The organism is Chryseobacterium wanjuense (assembly GCF_900111495.1).
Classification (GTDB): Bacteria; Bacteroidota; Bacteroidia; order Flavobacteriales; family Weeksellaceae; genus Chryseobacterium; species Chryseobacterium wanjuense.
The window spans coordinates 797,957-815,758 of the sequence record NZ_FOIU01000001.1 but is presented as its reverse complement, the minus strand read 5'-3'; the positions used below and the strand labels follow the sequence as shown (position 1 = coordinate 815,758).

General features: G+C 36.7%; 15 protein-coding genes. 5 read left to right on the top strand and 10 right to left on the bottom strand.

From position 1 onward, the window contains the following. Window positions 1-58: 58 nt before the first annotated feature. The 4 genes from BMX24_RS03670 to queA form a co-directional block, all read right to left on the bottom strand. Window positions 59-997, bottom strand: a complete 939-nt coding sequence (locus tag BMX24_RS03670) for a sterol desaturase family protein (protein WP_394332538.1) — start codon at window positions 995-997, stop codon at window positions 59-61. A 75-nt stretch (window positions 998-1,072) separates the two neighbouring features. Continuing rightward, entirely contained in the window at window positions 1,073-2,107 is a 1,035-nt protein-coding gene (gene rlmN / locus BMX24_RS03665) for a dual-specificity RNA methyltransferase RlmN (protein WP_089790709.1), read from the bottom strand. Window positions 2,108-2,148: 41 nt separating this feature from the next. Next, window positions 2,149-2,496 carry a four helix bundle protein gene (locus BMX24_RS03660; protein WP_089790708.1) on the bottom strand — a complete coding sequence of 116 codons (348 nt, stop codon included), beginning with the start codon at window positions 2,494-2,496 and terminating at the stop codon, window positions 2,149-2,151. A 64-nt stretch (window positions 2,497-2,560) separates the two neighbouring features. Continuing rightward, the gene (gene queA, locus BMX24_RS03655) at window positions 2,561-3,610 is read right to left on the bottom strand and encodes a tRNA preQ1(34) S-adenosylmethionine ribosyltransferase-isomerase QueA (protein ID WP_089790707.1); all 1,050 of its coding nucleotides are present in this window, start codon (window positions 3,608-3,610) and stop codon (window positions 2,561-2,563) included. A gap of 198 nt (window positions 3,611-3,808) precedes the next feature. Between queA and BMX24_RS03650 the strand changes: the two genes are divergently transcribed. From BMX24_RS03650 to BMX24_RS03630, 5 genes are all read left to right on the top strand, one after another. Beyond that, window positions 3,809-4,501: an AIM24 family protein gene (locus tag BMX24_RS03650; protein ID WP_089790706.1), complete on the top strand. Its 693-nt coding sequence runs from the start codon at window positions 3,809-3,811 to the stop codon at window positions 4,499-4,501. Between the two features lie 87 nt (window positions 4,502-4,588). Beyond that, window positions 4,589-4,759, top strand: a complete 171-nt coding sequence (locus BMX24_RS21325) for a hypothetical protein (protein ID WP_228404668.1) — start codon at window positions 4,589-4,591, stop codon at window positions 4,757-4,759. A gap of 429 nt (window positions 4,760-5,188) precedes the next feature. Next, window positions 5,189-6,577: a Gfo/Idh/MocA family protein gene (locus tag BMX24_RS03640; RefSeq protein WP_089790705.1), complete on the top strand. Its 1,389-nt coding sequence runs from the start codon at window positions 5,189-5,191 to the stop codon at window positions 6,575-6,577. Beyond that, window positions 6,567-7,475 carry a nucleotidyltransferase family protein gene (locus BMX24_RS03635; RefSeq protein WP_089790704.1) on the top strand — a complete coding sequence of 303 codons (909 nt, stop codon included), beginning with the start codon at window positions 6,567-6,569 and terminating at the stop codon, window positions 7,473-7,475. The genes BMX24_RS03640 and BMX24_RS03635 overlap by 11 nt, the downstream gene beginning before the upstream one ends. Then, entirely contained in the window at window positions 7,466-8,503 is a 1,038-nt protein-coding gene (locus BMX24_RS03630; protein WP_089790703.1) for a phosphotransferase enzyme family protein, read from the top strand. The genes BMX24_RS03635 and BMX24_RS03630 overlap by 10 nt, the downstream gene beginning before the upstream one ends. 91 nt (window positions 8,504-8,594) lie before the next feature. On the opposite strand, the gene BMX24_RS03625 is transcribed toward BMX24_RS03630, so the two are convergent. The 6 genes from BMX24_RS03625 to BMX24_RS03600 all read right to left on the bottom strand — a co-directional run bounded on the left by BMX24_RS03625 (window position 8,595) and on the right by BMX24_RS03600 (window position 17,740). Beyond that, window positions 8,595-9,083 carry a DNA-deoxyinosine glycosylase gene (locus tag BMX24_RS03625; protein ID WP_089790702.1) on the bottom strand — a complete coding sequence of 163 codons (489 nt, stop codon included), beginning with the start codon at window positions 9,081-9,083 and terminating at the stop codon, window positions 8,595-8,597. Between the two features lie 311 nt (window positions 9,084-9,394). Continuing rightward, complete coding sequence (locus tag BMX24_RS03620) at window positions 9,395-11,389, bottom strand: S9 family peptidase (protein WP_089790701.1); 1,995 nt, start codon at window positions 11,387-11,389, stop codon at window positions 9,395-9,397. A gap of 306 nt (window positions 11,390-11,695) precedes the next feature. Then, window positions 11,696-12,040, bottom strand: a complete 345-nt coding sequence (locus tag BMX24_RS03615) for a phage holin family protein (protein WP_089792724.1) — start codon at window positions 12,038-12,040, stop codon at window positions 11,696-11,698. Window positions 12,041-12,187: 147 nt separating this feature from the next. After that, window positions 12,188-13,081: a glycerophosphodiester phosphodiesterase family protein gene (locus tag BMX24_RS03610; protein ID WP_089790700.1), complete on the bottom strand. Its 894-nt coding sequence runs from the start codon at window positions 13,079-13,081 to the stop codon at window positions 12,188-12,190. 17 nt (window positions 13,082-13,098) lie between these two features. Beyond that, a complete protein-coding gene (locus tag BMX24_RS03605) occupies window positions 13,099-14,496 on the bottom strand; it encodes a RagB/SusD family nutrient uptake outer membrane protein (protein WP_089790699.1) in 1,398 nt (465 codons plus the stop codon). A 28-nt stretch (window positions 14,497-14,524) separates the two neighbouring features. Beyond that, entirely contained in the window at window positions 14,525-17,740 is a 3,216-nt protein-coding gene (locus tag BMX24_RS03600; RefSeq protein ID WP_089790698.1) for a SusC/RagA family TonB-linked outer membrane protein, read from the bottom strand. Between the last annotated feature and the right edge of the window lie 62 nt (window positions 17,741-17,802).

Sequence of the window (17,802 nt, the reverse complement as noted above, 5' to 3'; positions counted from 1 at the left end):
ATGTTTAAAACTTTGTGCGATTTGTGAAAATATTAGTGCCATTTGTGTTAAAAAAAAATCAAGCAGATTTCTTCTGAATGTCTTCTTTTTTCTTATTTTTTTTCGCCCAATAATCTTTTTGATATTGTCGTACCGTTTTTCCAGTTCCGTCGTGTCGCCATCCCGGAGAATTGAAGATATAATTAATTCTGTCTGAAAATTTTAAACCTGGTTGTTTAATATCTTTCCAAATTTTTCTCCATTCATACAAAAGAACGGTATCCGGTTTATTATCCGGCATTTTTGGATAAATTCCATACTTTACCGGAACGTTGGGGTCTTCTTTTTCAAAAGTTCCGAAAATTTTGTCCCAGATAATAAGGCACATTCCCATGTTTCTGTCAAGATATTTGATGTTGCAGGCGTGATGAACACGGTGATGAGAAGGCGTTACCAAAACATATTCAAGAATTCCCATACTCTTCACGGTCTGCGTATGAACCCAAGTTCCGTACACCTGACCGATCGCATACACGACCATAATATGCCAAGGATTAAACCCTAAAAAAGCCAATGGAGAAAAGTATAAATATCTGTATAGCGGCTGTAAAACAGGACTTCTGAAACCTGTTGTCAGATTAAAATATTCTGAATTGTGATGCGTAATATGAACCGCCCAAAACGCCCTGGAATGATGATCTACATAGTGTAAAACATAGTAAGCAAAATCTGTCACAACAAAGCAGATCAGCCAATACCAAATCGTAAAATCCCATGAAAAAAGCCTGTGATTGTAAAAGAAAAACATGACACCCATGGCAAAAGCTTTCATCACAAGATCAAGTCCGAAATTCATTAAAGCAAGATAGACACTGGTGGCAACATCCTTTTTATCATACAGCTTAGCTTCTGAAACGTGACTATAAATCATCTCAGCTAAAATAATAGTGGCATGGATAGGAATTGCCCATGAATAGACACTTTCTAATCCATTTTCGTCCATAAAGTAATCCATTATCACCTTTAATTTGTAACACAAAGGTAGGATTTTAAGAAACTTTTAAGAATTTTTTTTGATTTTTTTAATAAAATTTTAATCCGAAGCTTTATTAGCCAGCTGACCGCAAGCTGCATCGATATCTCCACCACGGCTTTTTCTTACGACGCAAACGATTCCGGCATTTTCAAGCTGACGGATATAGTTTTCTTCCGCCTGTTTGTTGCACTGGTCATATTTTCCGTCACCGATCGGATTATACTGAATTAAATTAACTTTAGAAGGAATCTGCTTGCAATATTTAATCAAGGCTTTTATGTCTTCATCTTTATCATTAATATCCTTCCAGACACAATATTCAAAAGTAACAACAGAGCCTGTCTTTTTGTACCAATATTGAAGCGCTTCCATGATCTCCGTTAAAGGAAACTTATCGGAGAAAGGCATGATCTCGTTGCGTTTAGATTCAATTGCCGAGTGAAGTGATAATGCCAATTTCACCCTCAAATCCTCATCTGCCAACATTTTGATCATTTTTGGAATTCCGGAAGTAGAAACGGTAATTCTTCTCGGAGACATTCCCAAACCTTCCGGCTGGGTGATTTTTCTGATCGCTTCCACCACATTTTTGTAATTCATCATCGGCTCTCCCATTCCCATAAAAACGATATTGGAAAGCGGTCTGTCGAAGTACATTTTACTCTGGCTGTCGATTAAAGCAACCTGATCCACGATTTCAGCAACTTCAAGATTTCTCATTCTTTTCAGTCTCGCTGTGGCGCAGAATTCGCAGTTCAATGAACATCCGACCTGTGAAGAAACACATGCTGTAGTTCTTGTTTCTGTAGGAATTAATACAGATTCCACCATAAGGCCGTCGTGAAGCTTCACTCCGTTTTTGATGGTGCCGTCCGTACTTCTTTGAAGCTGATCCACAGAAACGGGATTGATGGTATATTCTTCCGCAATTCTTTCGCGAAGAGTTTTCGAAAGATTCGTCATTTCATCAATCGAATGGAGATTCTTACTCCACAACCAGTCATACACCTGTTTCGCACGAAACGGCTTCTCTCCCAAAGACATAAAGTATTCTTTGAGCTGGTCTAGTGATAAAGTTCTGATATCTTTCATATTATTTAAGAGCCAAGTTAAAAGTAAAAATTAAAAAGTTTTTAAAGTTTGGTATTATTAACTATTGCAGCCAGAATATTTTTCAGTTCTGCACTTTCATTCAATAAGTTTTTAAATTCTTCTGAATTATAGCCGTCTAGTTTTTCTAAAACCCGAAGCCAAAAATTACTTTCCCGGGCTTCCCTTAAAGCAATTTTCACTTTATTTTTAAAATCTGCTTTAGAAGATCCAGCCTGCGATTCTTCATAATTAGCACCTATTGAAGTAGCAGATTTTCCAAGTTGAAATCTTATTAATTTACTTTCAGGATCGTTTGGAAGCGTTCTTAAAAACTTAAGACAATTAACCCCAAATGCAAAAGTCCTTGTAAGTAAATCATTCTGTCTCATCGACCTCTACTTTATACCTCTAACTTACCTTTTTACTTTTAACTTGGCTCTTTTTACTTTTTTATTATAAAATTAACATTGCATCACCGTACGAGTAGAATTTGTATTTCTCTTTTACAGCTTCTTCGTATGCGTGCATGATGAAATCTCTTCCGGCAAACGCTGCAATCATCATGATTAATGTAGATTTTGGCGTGTGGAAGTTTGTGATCATTGAGTTTGCTACTCCGAAATCGTGAGGCGGATAGATGAATTTGTTTGTCCAGCCGTGGAATGCAGAGATTTTTTTGTTTGAAGAAACCGAAGTTTCCAAAGCTCTCATTGTTGTAGTTCCTACTGCGCAAACTCTTCTGTTTCCGTCTACGGCTTTGTTGATGATTTCAGCATTTCTTTCATCAATAAACACTTCTTCCGACTCCATTTTATGTTTAGAAAGATCTTCAACTTCGATTGGGTTGAATGTTCCTAAACCAACGTGAAGTGTAATTTCTGCAAAATTAATTCCTTTGATTTCCAATCTCTTCATCAAATGTTTAGAGAAGTGAAGACCAGCAGTAGGTGCAGCAACCGCCCCTTCTATTTTTGCATAAATAGTCTGATATCTTTCAGCATCTTCAGGTTCAACAGCTCTTTTGATGTATTTTGGAAGTGGAGTTTCTCCTAATTCTTTTAATTTGGCTCTGAATTCTTCGTAAGAACCGTCGAATAAAAATCTCAATGTTCTTCCTCTGGAAGTTGTATTGTCGATAACTTCAGCTACCAAAGATTCATCTTCTGTAAAGAAAAGTTTGTTACCGATTCTGATTTTTCTTGCAGGATCTACCAATACATCCCACACACGTGTTTCCTTATCAAGCTCTCTTAAAAGGAATACTTCGATTTTAGCACCTGTTTTTTCCTTATTTCCATAAAGACGTGCAGGGAAAACTTTAGTATTATTAAAGATAAATAAATCTTCCTCACTGAAATAATCTACCACATCTTTGAACAATTTGTGCTCAATGGTCTGAGTTTTTCTGTCCAAAACCATTAATCTCGCTTCGTCTCTGTGCTCTGATGGGTGTTCTGCTAATAGTTCTGCAGGAAGATCAAAATTAAAATCTGATGTTTTCATTTTTTAAATTACGGTTTAAAAATTATTGAAATTACGAGGTGTAATTTTCGGAGTGCAAATATACGACATCAAACACCCCTTTGTCAAGTATTATTTGAATTCATATCAAATTAATTTTAAATGAAATAAAAAACCGTGATATTACGGTAATTTCTAAAGGTAAAAAATTGTACTTTGGCATCTTAAAATAATTACACTATGAGCAAATATTCATTGGAAGCTTTCGTAAACGAAACAAAAGAGAATCCGCAGGAAAGAGATTATTTCGAACTCGAAAAACCGCAATTACTCGAAATCAACCTGAATAACCAGTCTGTATGGACAAAAATCGGGAGTATGGTCGGCTACATCGGAAATATCAACTTCGAAAAACAAGGCATGCTTTCCGGAGGGTTGGGAAATCTTTTGAAAAAAGCGATCAGCGGAGAAGGAACGCGACTGATGAAGGCTGAAGGAACGGGAAAATTATACGTTGCCGATTCGGGGAAAAAAGTCCGTATTCTTTATCTTAATAATGAATCGATCTGCGTCAACGGAAATGACGTATTGGCTCACGAACAAAGCATCAAAAACGATATCACCATGCTGAAAAGTGTAGCAGGAATGATGTCCGGAGGATTGTTTCAGGTGAAATTATCCGGAACGGGACATATCGCAATCACTACTCACGGAGATCCACTGACATTGATGGTAACTCCTGATGCTCCTGTTTTCACAGATCCGAATGCTACCGTTGCCTGGTCGGGAAATCTGAGCCCTGAACTGAAAACCAATGTATCTTTCAAAAGCCTGATCGGAAGAGGAAGCGGTGAAGAATTTCAGATGAAATTTTCAGGAAGCGGATGGGTTTTAATTCAGCCTTACGAAGAAGTTTATACGATAGAAAAATAATTATTTATGATTAATTTAAACCAAATTATTAATAATTAATTATGTTCACCCTATAAGCAATTCAATATTGTTAAAAATATACATCCATTGAAGAGTTTATTGACTGTGCAGTTACTGATCACCATCAATACAGCGTATTCACAACTGCAAAAAGTCGAAAAAGTCATTGATTCCTGTGTGAAGAAAGACAATTTCAATGGTTCATTATTAACGAAAAACGGCAATATTGAATTGCTTACTTATAAAGGTTTATTCTAAGAATTTGGTTCTGTAAATACATTATTCGCAGAACGTCAGGGTGAAGGTTACGGTCACAGTGCCAATTGGGTTCATTTAATTGATAAAAATGTTTCCCTGATTATTTTATCCAACACGAAGGATATCAAAGTACCTTAATAAAATGAGAGAAAGGGTTCTTACTGCCTATTACAGTAAATAATACGATTTTACTATTATCCATTTCATCGTTTGAAATAGTTTCAGAGCTATTTTGTTGTTTATAATTTTGAACATTAAAAATAATTCACCTAACAATAAATAAAATATACATTTAGAACAATAAATCAATCCATATTAATAAAAATTCAAACAAAATGAAATTTTCAATTAAAACACATAGGCAAAAACGATTATTTTAATCAATTTGTCAAATTTTTATTTACCTTTAAAATTAATAAAAATACACAAATGACGACTAGAAGAAATTTTATTAAGACTGCCGCTATGGCAAGCTTTGGAGCACTTGTTTTACCTAATTCTTTGTTTGCATATTCTGAAAACTTCAGATATGATAAAAAAATCCGCGTGGGGTTTATCGGTGTCGGATTCCGTGGACAGGAACACGTTAAATTATTGGCAAAACGAGACGATGTAGAAATTATCGCCTTTGCCGATCCCAATAAAATTATGCTTGCCAGATCTCAAAAAATCTTAAAAGACAATAATAAACCTGCCGCACAGGAATTCTCTAACGGCGAACATGACTATAAGAATCTTTTAAAGTTAAAAAACATCGACGCTGTAGTCATTGCAACACCCTGGGAGTGGCATCTTACGCAAGGTGTGGAAGCCATGCGAAATAAAAAAATCGTGGGAATGGAAGTCGGCGGAGCCATGAAACTTGAGGACTGCTGGGAATTTGTAAAAGCTTACGAAGAAACAAAAGTTCCTATTTTTATGATGGAAAATGTCTGCTACCGAAGAGATATTATGGCGGTTTTAAATATGGTCCGCAAGGGAATGTTTGGAGAATTGGTTCATGGAAGAGGTGGCTATCAGCACGACCTTCGTGGAGTTTTGTTCAATGACGGGATTACAGCTTATAATTCGGGGGTAGAATTTGGAGCAAAAGGTTTCAGTGAAGCAAAATGGAGAACCGAACATTATGTAAAACGAAACGGAGAGCTTTATCCAACTCATGGTTTAGGACCGGTTTCTGTCATGATGAACGTCAATCGTGGGAATAGATTAACAAGACTCTCTTCATTTTCATCCAAATCTCTCGGCTTACATAAATATATTGTAGAACACGCAAAAGGTGGAGAAAATCATCCGAATGCAAAAGTAAAATTCAAACAGGGAGATGTTGTAACCACACAAATTGCGTGTGAAAATGGAGAAACAATTCTTCTGACGCATGACACCAGTTTACAGCGACCTTATGATCTGGGATTCCGTGTGCAGGGAACTGAGGGACTTTGGCAGGATTTCGGTTCAGGCGGACTCAATCAGGGACATATTTATTTCGAAAAATTGATGAATCATAACGATCAGTGGGATAATTCCGAAAAATGGCTTAGTGAAAACGATCATCCGATGTGGAAAAAATTTGAAAATAAAGCTACAGGAGCCGGCCACGGCGGAATGGATTTCTTTGTTATGAATACTTTTATTGAATGTATCAAACGAAATATCGAGTTTCCGCTGGATGTTTATGATCTGGCAACTTTGTACTCGATTACTCCACTAAGTGAAGAATCCATCGCAAAAGGCGGCCAGGTAATCGATATCCCCGATTTTACAAAAGGACAATGGAAAAACCGTAAACCGGTATTTGGAATGACCGATGAATTCTAAAAAAACACTTCTCATATTAGCCGGAGGTTTGGGAACCCGATACAAAGGTCTGAAGCAGGTCGACGGAATTTTGGAAAACGGCTCCCCTATTCTGGAATATTCTATTTATGATGCTTTGGAGGCTGGTTTTAATAAAATTGCGGTGGTTATCAATCAATTTATTCCTGAAAGTTATATTGAAAGGCTCGAAAAAATTTCAAAAATGGAAAAATTTGAGCTGAAATGGATCTATCAGGAAATGGAAAAATTTGTTCCGAAAGAGATTGATATTTCAAGTCGTGAGAAACCTTGGGGAACCGGTCATGCCACCCTTTGTGCCAAAGAAATGATTAAAGAACCCTTTGTCATAATCAACGCCGATGATTTTTATGGAAAAGAAGCTTTTCAACTTGCCTCCAGGGAAATGGATTTGGGAAATATTTCCGAATTTCAGTTTGAATTGATTGCTTATCCTGTTGAAACAACCTTAAGTGAAAACGGCACGGTTGCAAGAGGAGTTTGTGCCTTAGATTCAGAAAGTTATTTATTGAAAATCAAGGAACAAACTTCCCTCAGAAAAGAAAACAGCCGAATTATTTACACCGAAAATGAAACAGATATTGAAATCAAAAATCAAACTTTGGTTTCCATGAATTTTTTCGTGTTTCATCCAAGTATTTTTAATTCTTTAGAAAATTATTTTATTGAATTTATAAAGTCAAACCCTTTACCTAAAGAAGAATTTTATATTCCTTTCGCAATACAAAAAATGATTACTACTAAAAAAGTAAAAGTATTAGTAAAGTCTTCACCTTCACAATGGATGGGAATGACGTACCCGAATGATAAAATTATCCTGAAAAATTATCTTGAAAAACAGATTCAACGCAACAGATATCCTGCAAATTTATGGAAATAGATCATATTGTTTACAAGTTTATCAACACCGAAAATTATACGATCACGCCGGTTACCAACGGGCTGATCAATACTACTTATATTGTAGAAAACAGAGATTCTGATCAAAAATTTATTCTTCAAAAAATTAATAATCAGGTATTTAAAGACGCAAATACTATCATTATTAATCATTTGCAGATCAATTGTCTATTGCAGTCTAACGGTTATCAACTTGATATCATTCATCCAATTTCCTCTTCAACACAGGAATTTCTGATTCATGATGAAAACGAACAGTCATGGAGGATGCAAAGTTATATTGAAAACAGTTTCACTTTTATTACAGTTCCTTCCGTGCAAACAGCTTTTGAGGCGGCAAAAACTTTCAGTTATTTTTTAAATATTATTAATACCGGTGATTTAATTGAAATAAAAGAAACGTTATCCAACTTTCTTAATTTTGAAAAAAGAGTTGCAGATTATAAAAATTCTTTAAAAAACACTGATCCTCAATTGATTGAAAACGCAAAAAAAGAAATAGAAATCACCGACCAATTTCTGTCATTGCCCGATAAATGGATCGAAATGGTGAAAACCAACCAACTTCCCAAAAGAATTATTCATGCCGATACCAAAATCAGTAATATTTTGTTTGATGAAGATCACCATGCATTAGCTGTGATTGATTTGGATACAGTAATGATTTCCACCATTTTATATGACTTTGGGACTATGATTCAATCCTATACCAACACGACAAATGAAGATGACGGAAGTGCCGAAAATAATTTTAATCCTGAAATTTATGAAGCTGTAAAAGAAGGATTTTTATTTCATCTAAAAGAAAAATTAACTCCGGAAGAATCTGAGAACCTTGATTATGCTGCGCAAGTCGCAATTTATATTCAGGAAATTCGCTTTTTGACGGATTATTTAAATGGAAGCACTTACTATTCAACAAAATATCCTGAGCATAATCTTGATAGAACCAGGAATCAACTGGAGCTTTTAAAAGGGTTGAATGAGTATTTGGGTTTGAGGGTTTAGGGTTGGAGAGTTATAGAGTTTGAGGATTTTAGCGTTTTGGAGTTTTAAAAGATGCTTCGACTCCGCTTAGCATGACAAACTATATGTTAACTTATAAAAAATCCAAAACAGTCTTCCATTCTTCAATTTTTTTTTCAAAAGAAACAGTGTGAAGCGGACTTGTTGATGGCATCAAAAATACAGGAATTCTGAAATTCTTTCCTAAAATTTTATGTAAGTTTTTGTAAGATTTTCCACCGTTACAAAAAATAGCTTCAATGTGAGGATGGTTTTCCAGAAGCTCTGCAATCTGGTTGGCTTCTTCATTTCTGATCTCCGAATCGAGGCTGCCTTTTCTCTCACAGGAATCAATGACGTCCCAAAGTGCAATATGATGTTTCTTTAAAATATTAATTCGTTCCGCATAATCTTCAGTAAATTTTTCATTCAACAATTCAAAAATAATTTTCCAGAATTTATTTTGCGGATGAGCATAATATTGCTGCTTTTCTAAAGATTTTACGCCCGGAATCGAACCTAAAATCAAAATTTTAGAATTGTTATCAATAATCGGAGGAAATGAAGAAATCCTGTTTTGCATCTTTTAAATATATCATTTTTTGACTTAAACTATGAATTTGCTTTAAATTTTTGAACCATTAAGATTTATGTAAGGAATTAAGCTTAAAAATCAGAATGATTTTCTTAATTAAACTTAACTCCTTACATAAATCTTAATGGTTCAAATAAACTTCTTTTAAGTTTTGGCTAAAGCCATCGGAATGTTACAAACAAAAAGCGGGCTAAAGCCCGCTCCTATTGATATTTTTAAATAATTATTTGTTTTTTTTTGAACCACCCCGTCAAAAATTCTTTTAGAATTTTCGCCACCCCTCCAAAGGAGGGGAATTTTTACAACGTTTCCTTCAACCAATCAAAGAATTCTCTCTGCCAAACCAGCCCGTTTTGCGGATGAAGAACCCAGTGATTTTCGTTCGGGAAATAGACAAATTTTGTTTTTAAACCTCTCAGTTTTGCAGCCTGGAAAGCTTCCTGACCCTGTTCGTAAGGAACCCTGTAGTCGATTCCACCCTGAATGACCATGATCGGCTTATTCCATTTTTCAACAAAATTGCTTGGGTTGCATTCTGTGTAAGCCTTTGGCTGCGGTTTTTCCCAAGGAGAACCCAGATCCCAGTTCGCAAACCAAAGCTCTTCTGTTGTCAGATACCAGGATTTCATATCAAACAATCCGTCGTGAGCGATGAAAGTTTTGAATCTGTTTTCATGAATTCCGGCCAACATATATACGCTGTAGCCTCCATAACTTGCTCCAACAGCTGCTACTCTTTCGCCATCCACATACGGTAAAGTTTTAGCAAAATCCGTTGCAGCAAGATAATCCCTCATCGGCTGTCCGCCCCAGTCTTTAGAAATCTCTTCATTCCATTTTGTACCCCAACCCGGCATTCCGCGGCGGTTTGGAGCGACTACGATGTATCCGTTGGCTGCCATTAAAGCAAAATTCCACCTTGTGCTGAAAAATTGTGTTAATGCAGACTGTGGACCTCCCTGACAATAGACTAAAGTAGGATATTTTTTGTTCGGATCGAAGTTTGGCGGATAATGGAACCATACTCCCATTTCTTTTCCATCCGAAGTTTTTACCATTTTCAATTCAGATTTTCCCTGAGCCAATTTTGAATACATCTCTTTATTAGCCTCCGTAACCTGCTTCATTTCTCCGTTTTTAATATTGACAGAGAAAATATCTGTTGCGTGGTTGATGTCTGTTCTCCCGACTAAAAGTGTATTTTTCTGATCGGCAAAAATTTCATTGACGTCAAAATCACCTCTTGTAATCTGTTGAACTTTAGCATTTTTAGGATCTAAAGAAAACAATTGTTTCGTTCCTCTGAGAGCTGCCGTGAAATAAATTGTTTTAGAATCTCCACCCCAGAAAACATCTCCGGAAACGCTTTCGTCCCAACCGCTTGTAAGATTTGTCGTTTTCCCTGATTTCCAGTCTAAGATTTTAATATCATTTTTATCTGCTTCATAGCCGTCTCTGGCCATGCTCTGCCAGATCAGCGACTTTCCGTCCGGGCTGAATTTTGGATTTACGTCGTATCCTTTATTTGTTTCCGTTAAGTTTTTTGTCGTTCCGGAAGCCATGTCGTAAGCAAAAATATCTGTATTCGTGCTTGTTGCATATTCTTTACCGCTTTTCGCTTTTGTAACGTATAAAAGCTGTGCAGAATCCGGGCTCCAGATGAAATCTTCTGCCCCGCCGAAAGGTCTTTGAGGTGAATCCCAGGTCTTACCTTCCAGTAAATCTTTGGCAGAATCTACAGCCGCCGAAGTATTTACGACAAAAACATGGTTGTATTTTCCTTCATTAAAATAATCCCAGTGTCTGTGGTTCAGATCTGTATAAATTTGTGCAGTCGTTTTTGGAGTGTCGGAAAATTTGTCTTTTCCCATCACTTTTTCCACCAAAACCTGTTTGCTGAAAGCAATTTTTTTACCATCGGGAGAAATTACAATATTGTCGGCTTCACCGATTGTGTAAAATTCCGTCCATGTTTTTCCGCTGTCTTTTGAAAGGAAAATCTTATCTCCTTCCTGAGCGTAAATTCCATTTTTATCCCACTGGATAAGGGCTTTTTTACCCAAATCTATTTTTGTGGACTGGTTATTAAGAACGTTTAAGAAATAATTCTCATTTTTTGTTTTTTCTGTTTTAAGATCTACCTGTCCTACTTTATAAATAAGCGAAGACTGATCCGGTGAAACTGCCTGTACTCCTACTTTTTTCAAAGTCCAAAGAATTTCAGGCGTCATTAATTGTTGTGCGTTCATTAAAAGCGGAGCTGCCAAAGCCAGCAGACTGTACTTAAGTTTCATATTGATGTTCAATTTTTTATGGAAATACAAAAGTGTGTGATTTTATATTTCTTATTTAATTCAAAGATTGCCAAAGTTAATATTTAAGTTTTGTTTTTTAAATACAAATGATATAAATGTTTTTGGAAGTGGAATAATTTTAGATTTTTCGTTGATGCTTATAAAATCCTTCGACTCCGCTCAGGATGACAGCTCTGATACTATATGCTTTTAATATACTAAAAAATAATACTTTATGATTAAAAAAATTCGCCAATCAAAAAATGACTGACGAATTCAAAGATATATGAATTTAACTTTTACAATTTAATCTCCATCCGAGAACATTGAATTGGCGAGTGACGTAATAATTGAAAGTAAAACACTGAAAATCAACGCCCACCAGAAGCCATCTACCTTCATACTGTCGATGAAATAATCCGCAATCAGAATAATGACCGCATTGATGACCAATGCAAATAATCCCAGCGTAATGATCGTTAAAGGCAAGCCCAAAATACTTAAAATAGGCTTAAGAATTAGGTTTAAAATACCCAATACAATCGCAAAAATGATTGCTCCTGAAAATCCTTCAAAATGTACTCCCGGTAAAATTTTTGTTAAGAGATACGCGACAATGGCAGTGACAAGCAGTCGAATAATTAAGTTCATAGTTTTATTTTTTGAATGTTTATGAGCTTTAGCGTGCAAAAGCCATTCCATTTTTTTAAGGAATTTTACGTAATTAAAAAAAGCGAAAGAGCCATCCGTACAGCGAATGACTCTTTCTAAACGTATAAAGAATATAAGTAAATTGTTTTATTTATCCGGTGAATATTTTTTGGTCTTTTTTAAATATTCAATTAATTCTTTCGGTCTGTCGGTCTGAATCATATTGATATTATTTTTAAGATACCATTCGTAAGCATTAGGATTTTCGAGGATAAGATCATCATTGTGACCGGCGCTCAGTTGTGGCCAAAGAGCATTGACCCAAACTCTTGCCCCTTTTTCCATGATTTTTTTGAAATCGATCAAATGGCTTTCATCAGCACCTAAAGTCAGCTCAAAACCGTAAACTTTATAATTTTTAAAATAAGTATTGATTTTATCCCAACCTTCATTTTCACTGAGCCTTACAATTGGCATAAAGTGAATTTCATTCTTGAATTTCCCATATTTTGAATTAAATTCTTCATACCCTGCCGTTCCTTTAAAAAGAACCTCATCCAGCATATTTCTCTTCTTCAGGATCGGATACACCAGATCAAAATAATCAAATGCCTTGTCCAGATTAATGAAAATTTTTCCGTGCGTGATATCCAGTATTTCTTCCAAAGTCGGAATTTTCATCTGAGTTGGCACTCCCAATCCGTCCCGCAGATTGAATTTTTTAATCTCTTCCAACGTATAATCCGACGGTTTTCCTTTTCCTGTCGTGGTTCTGTCGATGGTGTAATCGTGCATTAAAACCAAGACATTATCTTTCGTTAAAGCCAAATCGATTTCCACCATATTCACTCCCTTTTCCATTGCTTTTTTCACTGCCATTACAGAGTTTTCCGGAGCTTCGCGCCAGTCTGCACGGTGCGCCACGACCATTACCTTATCATCCGGGAATTTTTTCAGGGAAATCTGAGCGTATGCCGTGACCGAAATAAAAAATATAAAAAGAATGAAGAGCTTTTTATTTTTATTTAAAATATTTTCCATAATTACATTTTCAAAAATTAATATCCGGGATTTTGTTTGATCGAAGGATCTGTATTCACCTGATCCTGAGGAACCGGCATCAGTAAATTGTAACTTTTGATGGTCGCGGTATTATACCCCGGCGTATTTTGGAAATAAGTGGTCATTACCGAAATCGCCTTACCCGTTCTTACCAGATCAAACCATCTGTGTCCTTCTCCTACAAGCTCTTTTCTTCTTTCAAGATCGATCTCGTCCAGCAAAGCCTGTCCGGAAAGATTTACGGTAGAAATTCCCGCCCTGGTTTTAATTTTATTTAAATATAAATTGGCATTGGTAAAGTCATTGGTCTGAGCATAACATTCTGCCATCAAAAGATAAACTTCCGCCAGACGCAGCACCACAATATTACTGCCTCCATCGGCCGGTGCTGTGGTAGGTTTCGACAGTTTTTTGGTATACGGAATGCCATTCGGAGTAAGGCCGATGTAAGCATCTCTTCTTGTATCTCCTGCCGTAAAAATGTTGTAAACCTGTTTTGTAGGCAGGTTATGACCTTTCGCTCCCGATACAAAACCTGACGGGCTGAACATCTGGTACGCCTGACTTCCTTCTGTATTTCCATTCAATCCCGATGCAAACTGAACATCGAAAATAATCTCGGCATTGTTTTTATTGGTCACATCAAAAATCTTTGTAACATCCGGTAAAAGGCTGTATCCCAAAGTTTCCACCTGCTGAAGATATGGCAGAGCTTCACTGAATTTATTTCTGGTAATTAATACTTTAGCCAAAATTCCTAAAGCTGCACCTTTCGTTACCCTCCCCTTTTGAGATTGTGTTGCCGGAAGTAGATTTAATGATTCTTTTAATTCCGATTCTATGAAGGTATAAACGGTTTCGACCGGCGTTCTTCCCTGCCCGAAGTATTCATTTACATTGGTGGTTTCCTTCGTTACCAAAGGAACGTCTCCGAAAATCCTTACCAGATCAAAATACATTAATGCCCTTAAGAATTTCACTTCTCCGATACGGCTGTTTTTAAGATTCTGATCCATTGGAACAGCGCCGATTCTGTTTAACACGATATTCGCCTGCTGAATTCCTATATAGTGATCTCTCCAAGTATTTGAAATCAAAGAATTATTGGGCTGAATGGTAAAAAAATCGAACTCACCATAAGTAAAACTATCGTTTGCAGGAACCTCATCATAAGTATTGTCTGAAGGAATTTCCCCGATTGCCAGCATGGCCAATTGATACTGCCCGTTGTACTGCAAAGATCCGTAGACAGAGTTTACGCCCTGCTCGAGCTGCGCCTGATCCTGGTAAAAATTAGCCGTCTGCTTGATGGTTTCAGGATAGGTATCCAGAACATCTGACGAGCAAGATTGCAATAAAAATATTGAAAGTAATGGTATGTATATTCTTTTCATTGTTGTCAATTTAAAGGTTGGATTTGGTTTAAAATTTCATATTCATTCCGAAAGAATACGTTCTCGCAACAGGATAATACCCGTTGTCGTAGCCTTGTGTAAGGATGGTATCCGAATTGGCATCAAGATTTTGACCTTTATACGAAGTAAATGTCAGCAGATTGTTTCCAATAAAATACAGCTGAATCGATCTTATTTTTAAAGCTGATAATAAACTTTCGGGTAAATTATAAGCTAATCTTAATGATCTTAATCTCACATAGTCTCCATTTTTAAAGAAAATATTTGATGTTCTGGCTTCTTTTCTGTTGTTTGAAAAGTTCATGTTGGGCATCGCGTAAGTTCCGTTTGGGTTGGTTACCGGATTGTATCTGTTATCAAAATAATACTGATTGGCAATACCAAAACCTTCCCCCGATTCCGTAATGCTTACCTGATCTCCATTGTAGATTTTTCTTCCTAATTCGCTGTATAATGTAAAATTTAATTCAAAGTTTTTATATTTAAATGAGTTGGTAAAACCCATTACATATTTCGGAATTCCCGATCCAAAGCTCTTTTTATCGTTGGCATCTATCTTTCCGTCTTTGTTAAGATCTTCCATAATGTAATCTCCTACCAAAGTTCCTGCAATGTGCGGACTGTTATCGATTTCTGCCTGAGTTTTGTAGATCCCGAGAATATTATAACCGTACATTTCGGCGATGGAACCGCCTACTTTTGTCACTGCAAAATTATTGGCTCCTGCCACAATCTGAGTCTGATTATTTGCCAAAGCCAGCACTTTATTCGTATTCGCAGAGAAGCTGAAATTATTAGAATATTCAAGATTTTCCCCGAAACGGACAGGTCTTAAAGATACCTGAAGCTCCAGTCCCTGATTTCTAATTGCCCCGATATTCTGCAATGAAGTAGAATATCCCGACTGCTGCGGCACCGGAACATCCAGCAAAAGACCTTTTCTGTTTAAAATATAATAATCGGCTGAAACATTTACATATTTATTAAACAATCCGAAGTCTACCCCAAAGTTGGTAGATTCCGACTTTTCCCAAGAAAGATCAGCATTCGGAGCAGTGAAAGCCCTGTATCCCGGTGCTAAAACTCCTCCAAAAACATAATTTTCCTGCGTCATTAAAGAAATTGCCCCAAAATTCGGAATCTGGTTATTCCCGTTGGTTCCTAAACTGAATCTAAATTTTAACGGATCTAAGAATTTATTTTTAGGAAAAAAGCTTTCATTACTTAAAGTCCAGGCTAGTGATAATGCGTAGAAATTACCCCATTTCGTATTCACTCCAAATCTGGATGAGCCGTCTCGTCGGTAAGAAGCCATCACGCTATATTTGCTGTCGTAGCTATAATTGAACCTTCCGAAATACGAAAGTAATGCCCAGGTATAATCCGTAACATCTATTTTAAAGGAAGTTCCGCCCGAGATATTGGTCAGGCTGTTGTCCGGAAAATTGGCAGCCAGGGTTGTCACCTGATTCGACTGTTCTTTCTGGAACGATTGTCCCGCAATGACATTAAATGAATGTTTTTCCAATCTTTTATCAAAAGTCAGTAAATTTTCAATCAAATAATTTTTTGTAATGTATTCCGTTCTGCTTGCTGTGGTAGCATCGGGAGCAGCCGTCCTGTAGCTTCCGACTGTAGAAGGATCGAAGAAATTGTATTCATAACTTGTGTAATCGCCGCCTGCTGAAACTTTATATCTGAAATCTTTCAGGAAATTCCACTCTCCGAAAATATTTCCGAAAGTTTTAAACATCGTATATTTCCTTTTGGTCATCTCTGCCACCGCAACAGGATTTTCCACCAAGGCTCCGTCATACGGGATATTTGCTTTTATCTGTTGTGAAATGATCAGGTTTCCGCTGGCATCTCTCGGCGCAAAGAAAGGATACATCGTCGTTGCCATCTGCAGCAGGTTGTACGTTCTTCCGCCATTTACCATGTCAAAAAGTTCACCCTTCGAATAAGAAGGACTCATGGAAACCCCAAATTTTAGCTTATCTGAAATATTGGTAACCAAATTGATATTCCCTGAATATTTTTCGTAGCCGGTTCCTATCAATAATCCTTTCTGATTTAAATAACTTCCTGTGAAAGCAAACTTGGTTTTCTCGGTTCCTCCTAAAATATTTAAGGCTGTATTACTGATCGGAGCAGGCTTCAATACTGTATTGTACCAATCTGTATCGATAAGTCCGGGCTGTTTATTTAAATAGGGAACCAGATAATCGGGAATTAACTCTCTCAAAGAAGCTCCTTTTCCTATTCTCGTTGCATTATCATCGGAAGCACTTCTGTTGGAACCTTTGGAGAGATAATTGTTATCTCTGGCTTCTTTCATATAAGTGGCCATGTCGTAGGCATTGACAAATTTTTCGTTGTCGCTTCTCATTTGAATGCCATAATACGAATCCAGTGTATATTCCAGCTTGCCTTTTTTTCCTTCTTTGGTCTGAATTAAAATCACTCCGTTTGCTCCCCTTGAGCCGTAAATTGCAGTAGAAGCAGCATCTTTAAGAATGTCTATGGTCGCAATGGAATTGGGATCGATTGAATTAAGGTTTGTGCCTTCTGTAAGGGGAAATCCGTCTACAACGATAAGAGGATTCGCACCTGCCGTCAATGTTCCAATACCACGCACCCGGATCGTAGGTGATGCACCCGGAGTTGCGTTGGATTGTGCCACCTGAATTCCCGTAGCTTTTCCGGCAATCATATCTCCAAAGTTTCCGGAAGCCACACTTTTCAGCTCTTTTTCTCCGATGGATGCGATGGCACCTGAGATATCTTTTTTATTTTGTTTTCCATAACCGATCAAAACTACTTCATCGATCTTTTTTTCTTTTTCGTGAATGGTGTCGGTTTTGGGAGCAAAGGTTTTGCTCATGACATCGTTCATCACGATCTTTTTGTCGGCCGTTCTTCTTGCGGAAACGATATTGTTCTGAACATTAAACTCGATCGGGTAATTTTTTTGTAAATACGATAAAGTCTGTCGTAAAGATTTGTAATCAATTTTTTTGTCGTCTACAAGAATATCCTGAAGATCCGAAACCGAATAAAAAAACTGTGTTTTTGTAGTTTTACTCAGCTTTTCCAACACTTTTGTGAGCGGCATGCCTGCGGTGTAAGAAGATTGTAAGTGAGTATGTATTTCCGATGCCAGAATGACCTGTGATGAGCACAAAATCCCAAGCATAGCAATACTAATTGCCGTTTTTTTCATAAATTCGCAAATGTTAATTTATTAAACTTTTTAACCTGTTTTCAATGAATTAATCCCAGCAT

Coding starts and splice junctions, on each gene's coding strand:
- rlmN (WP_089790709.1), bottom strand. CDS start 2,107: ATGAAAGATATCAGAACTTTATCACTAGACCAGCTCAAAGAATACTTT.
- BMX24_RS03660 (WP_089790708.1), bottom strand. CDS start 2,496: ATGAGACAGAATGATTTACTTACAAGGACTTTTGCATTTGGGGTTAAT.
- queA (WP_089790707.1), bottom strand. CDS start 3,610: ATGAAAACATCAGATTTTAATTTTGATCTTCCTGCAGAACTATTAGCA.
- BMX24_RS03650 (WP_089790706.1), top strand. CDS start 3,809: ATGAGCAAATATTCATTGGAAGCTTTCGTAAACGAAACAAAAGAGAAT.
- BMX24_RS03640 (WP_089790705.1), top strand. CDS start 5,189: ATGACGACTAGAAGAAATTTTATTAAGACTGCCGCTATGGCAAGCTTT.
- BMX24_RS03635 (WP_089790704.1), top strand. CDS start 6,567: ATGAATTCTAAAAAAACACTTCTCATATTAGCCGGAGGTTTGGGAACC.
- BMX24_RS03630 (WP_089790703.1), top strand. CDS start 7,466: ATGGAAATAGATCATATTGTTTACAAGTTTATCAACACCGAAAATTAT.
- BMX24_RS03625 (WP_089790702.1), bottom strand. CDS start 9,083: ATGCAAAACAGGATTTCTTCATTTCCTCCGATTATTGATAACAATTCT.
- BMX24_RS03620 (WP_089790701.1), bottom strand. CDS start 11,389: ATGAAACTTAAGTACAGTCTGCTGGCTTTGGCAGCTCCGCTTTTAATG.
- BMX24_RS03615 (WP_089792724.1), bottom strand. CDS start 12,040: ATGAACTTAATTATTCGACTGCTTGTCACTGCCATTGTCGCGTATCTC.
- BMX24_RS03610 (WP_089790700.1), bottom strand. CDS start 13,081: ATGGAAAATATTTTAAATAAAAATAAAAAGCTCTTCATTCTTTTTATA.
- BMX24_RS03605 (WP_089790699.1), bottom strand. CDS start 14,496: ATGAAAAGAATATACATACCATTACTTTCAATATTTTTATTGCAATCT.
- BMX24_RS03600 (WP_089790698.1), bottom strand. CDS start 17,740: ATGAAAAAAACGGCAATTAGTATTGCTATGCTTGGGATTTTGTGCTCA.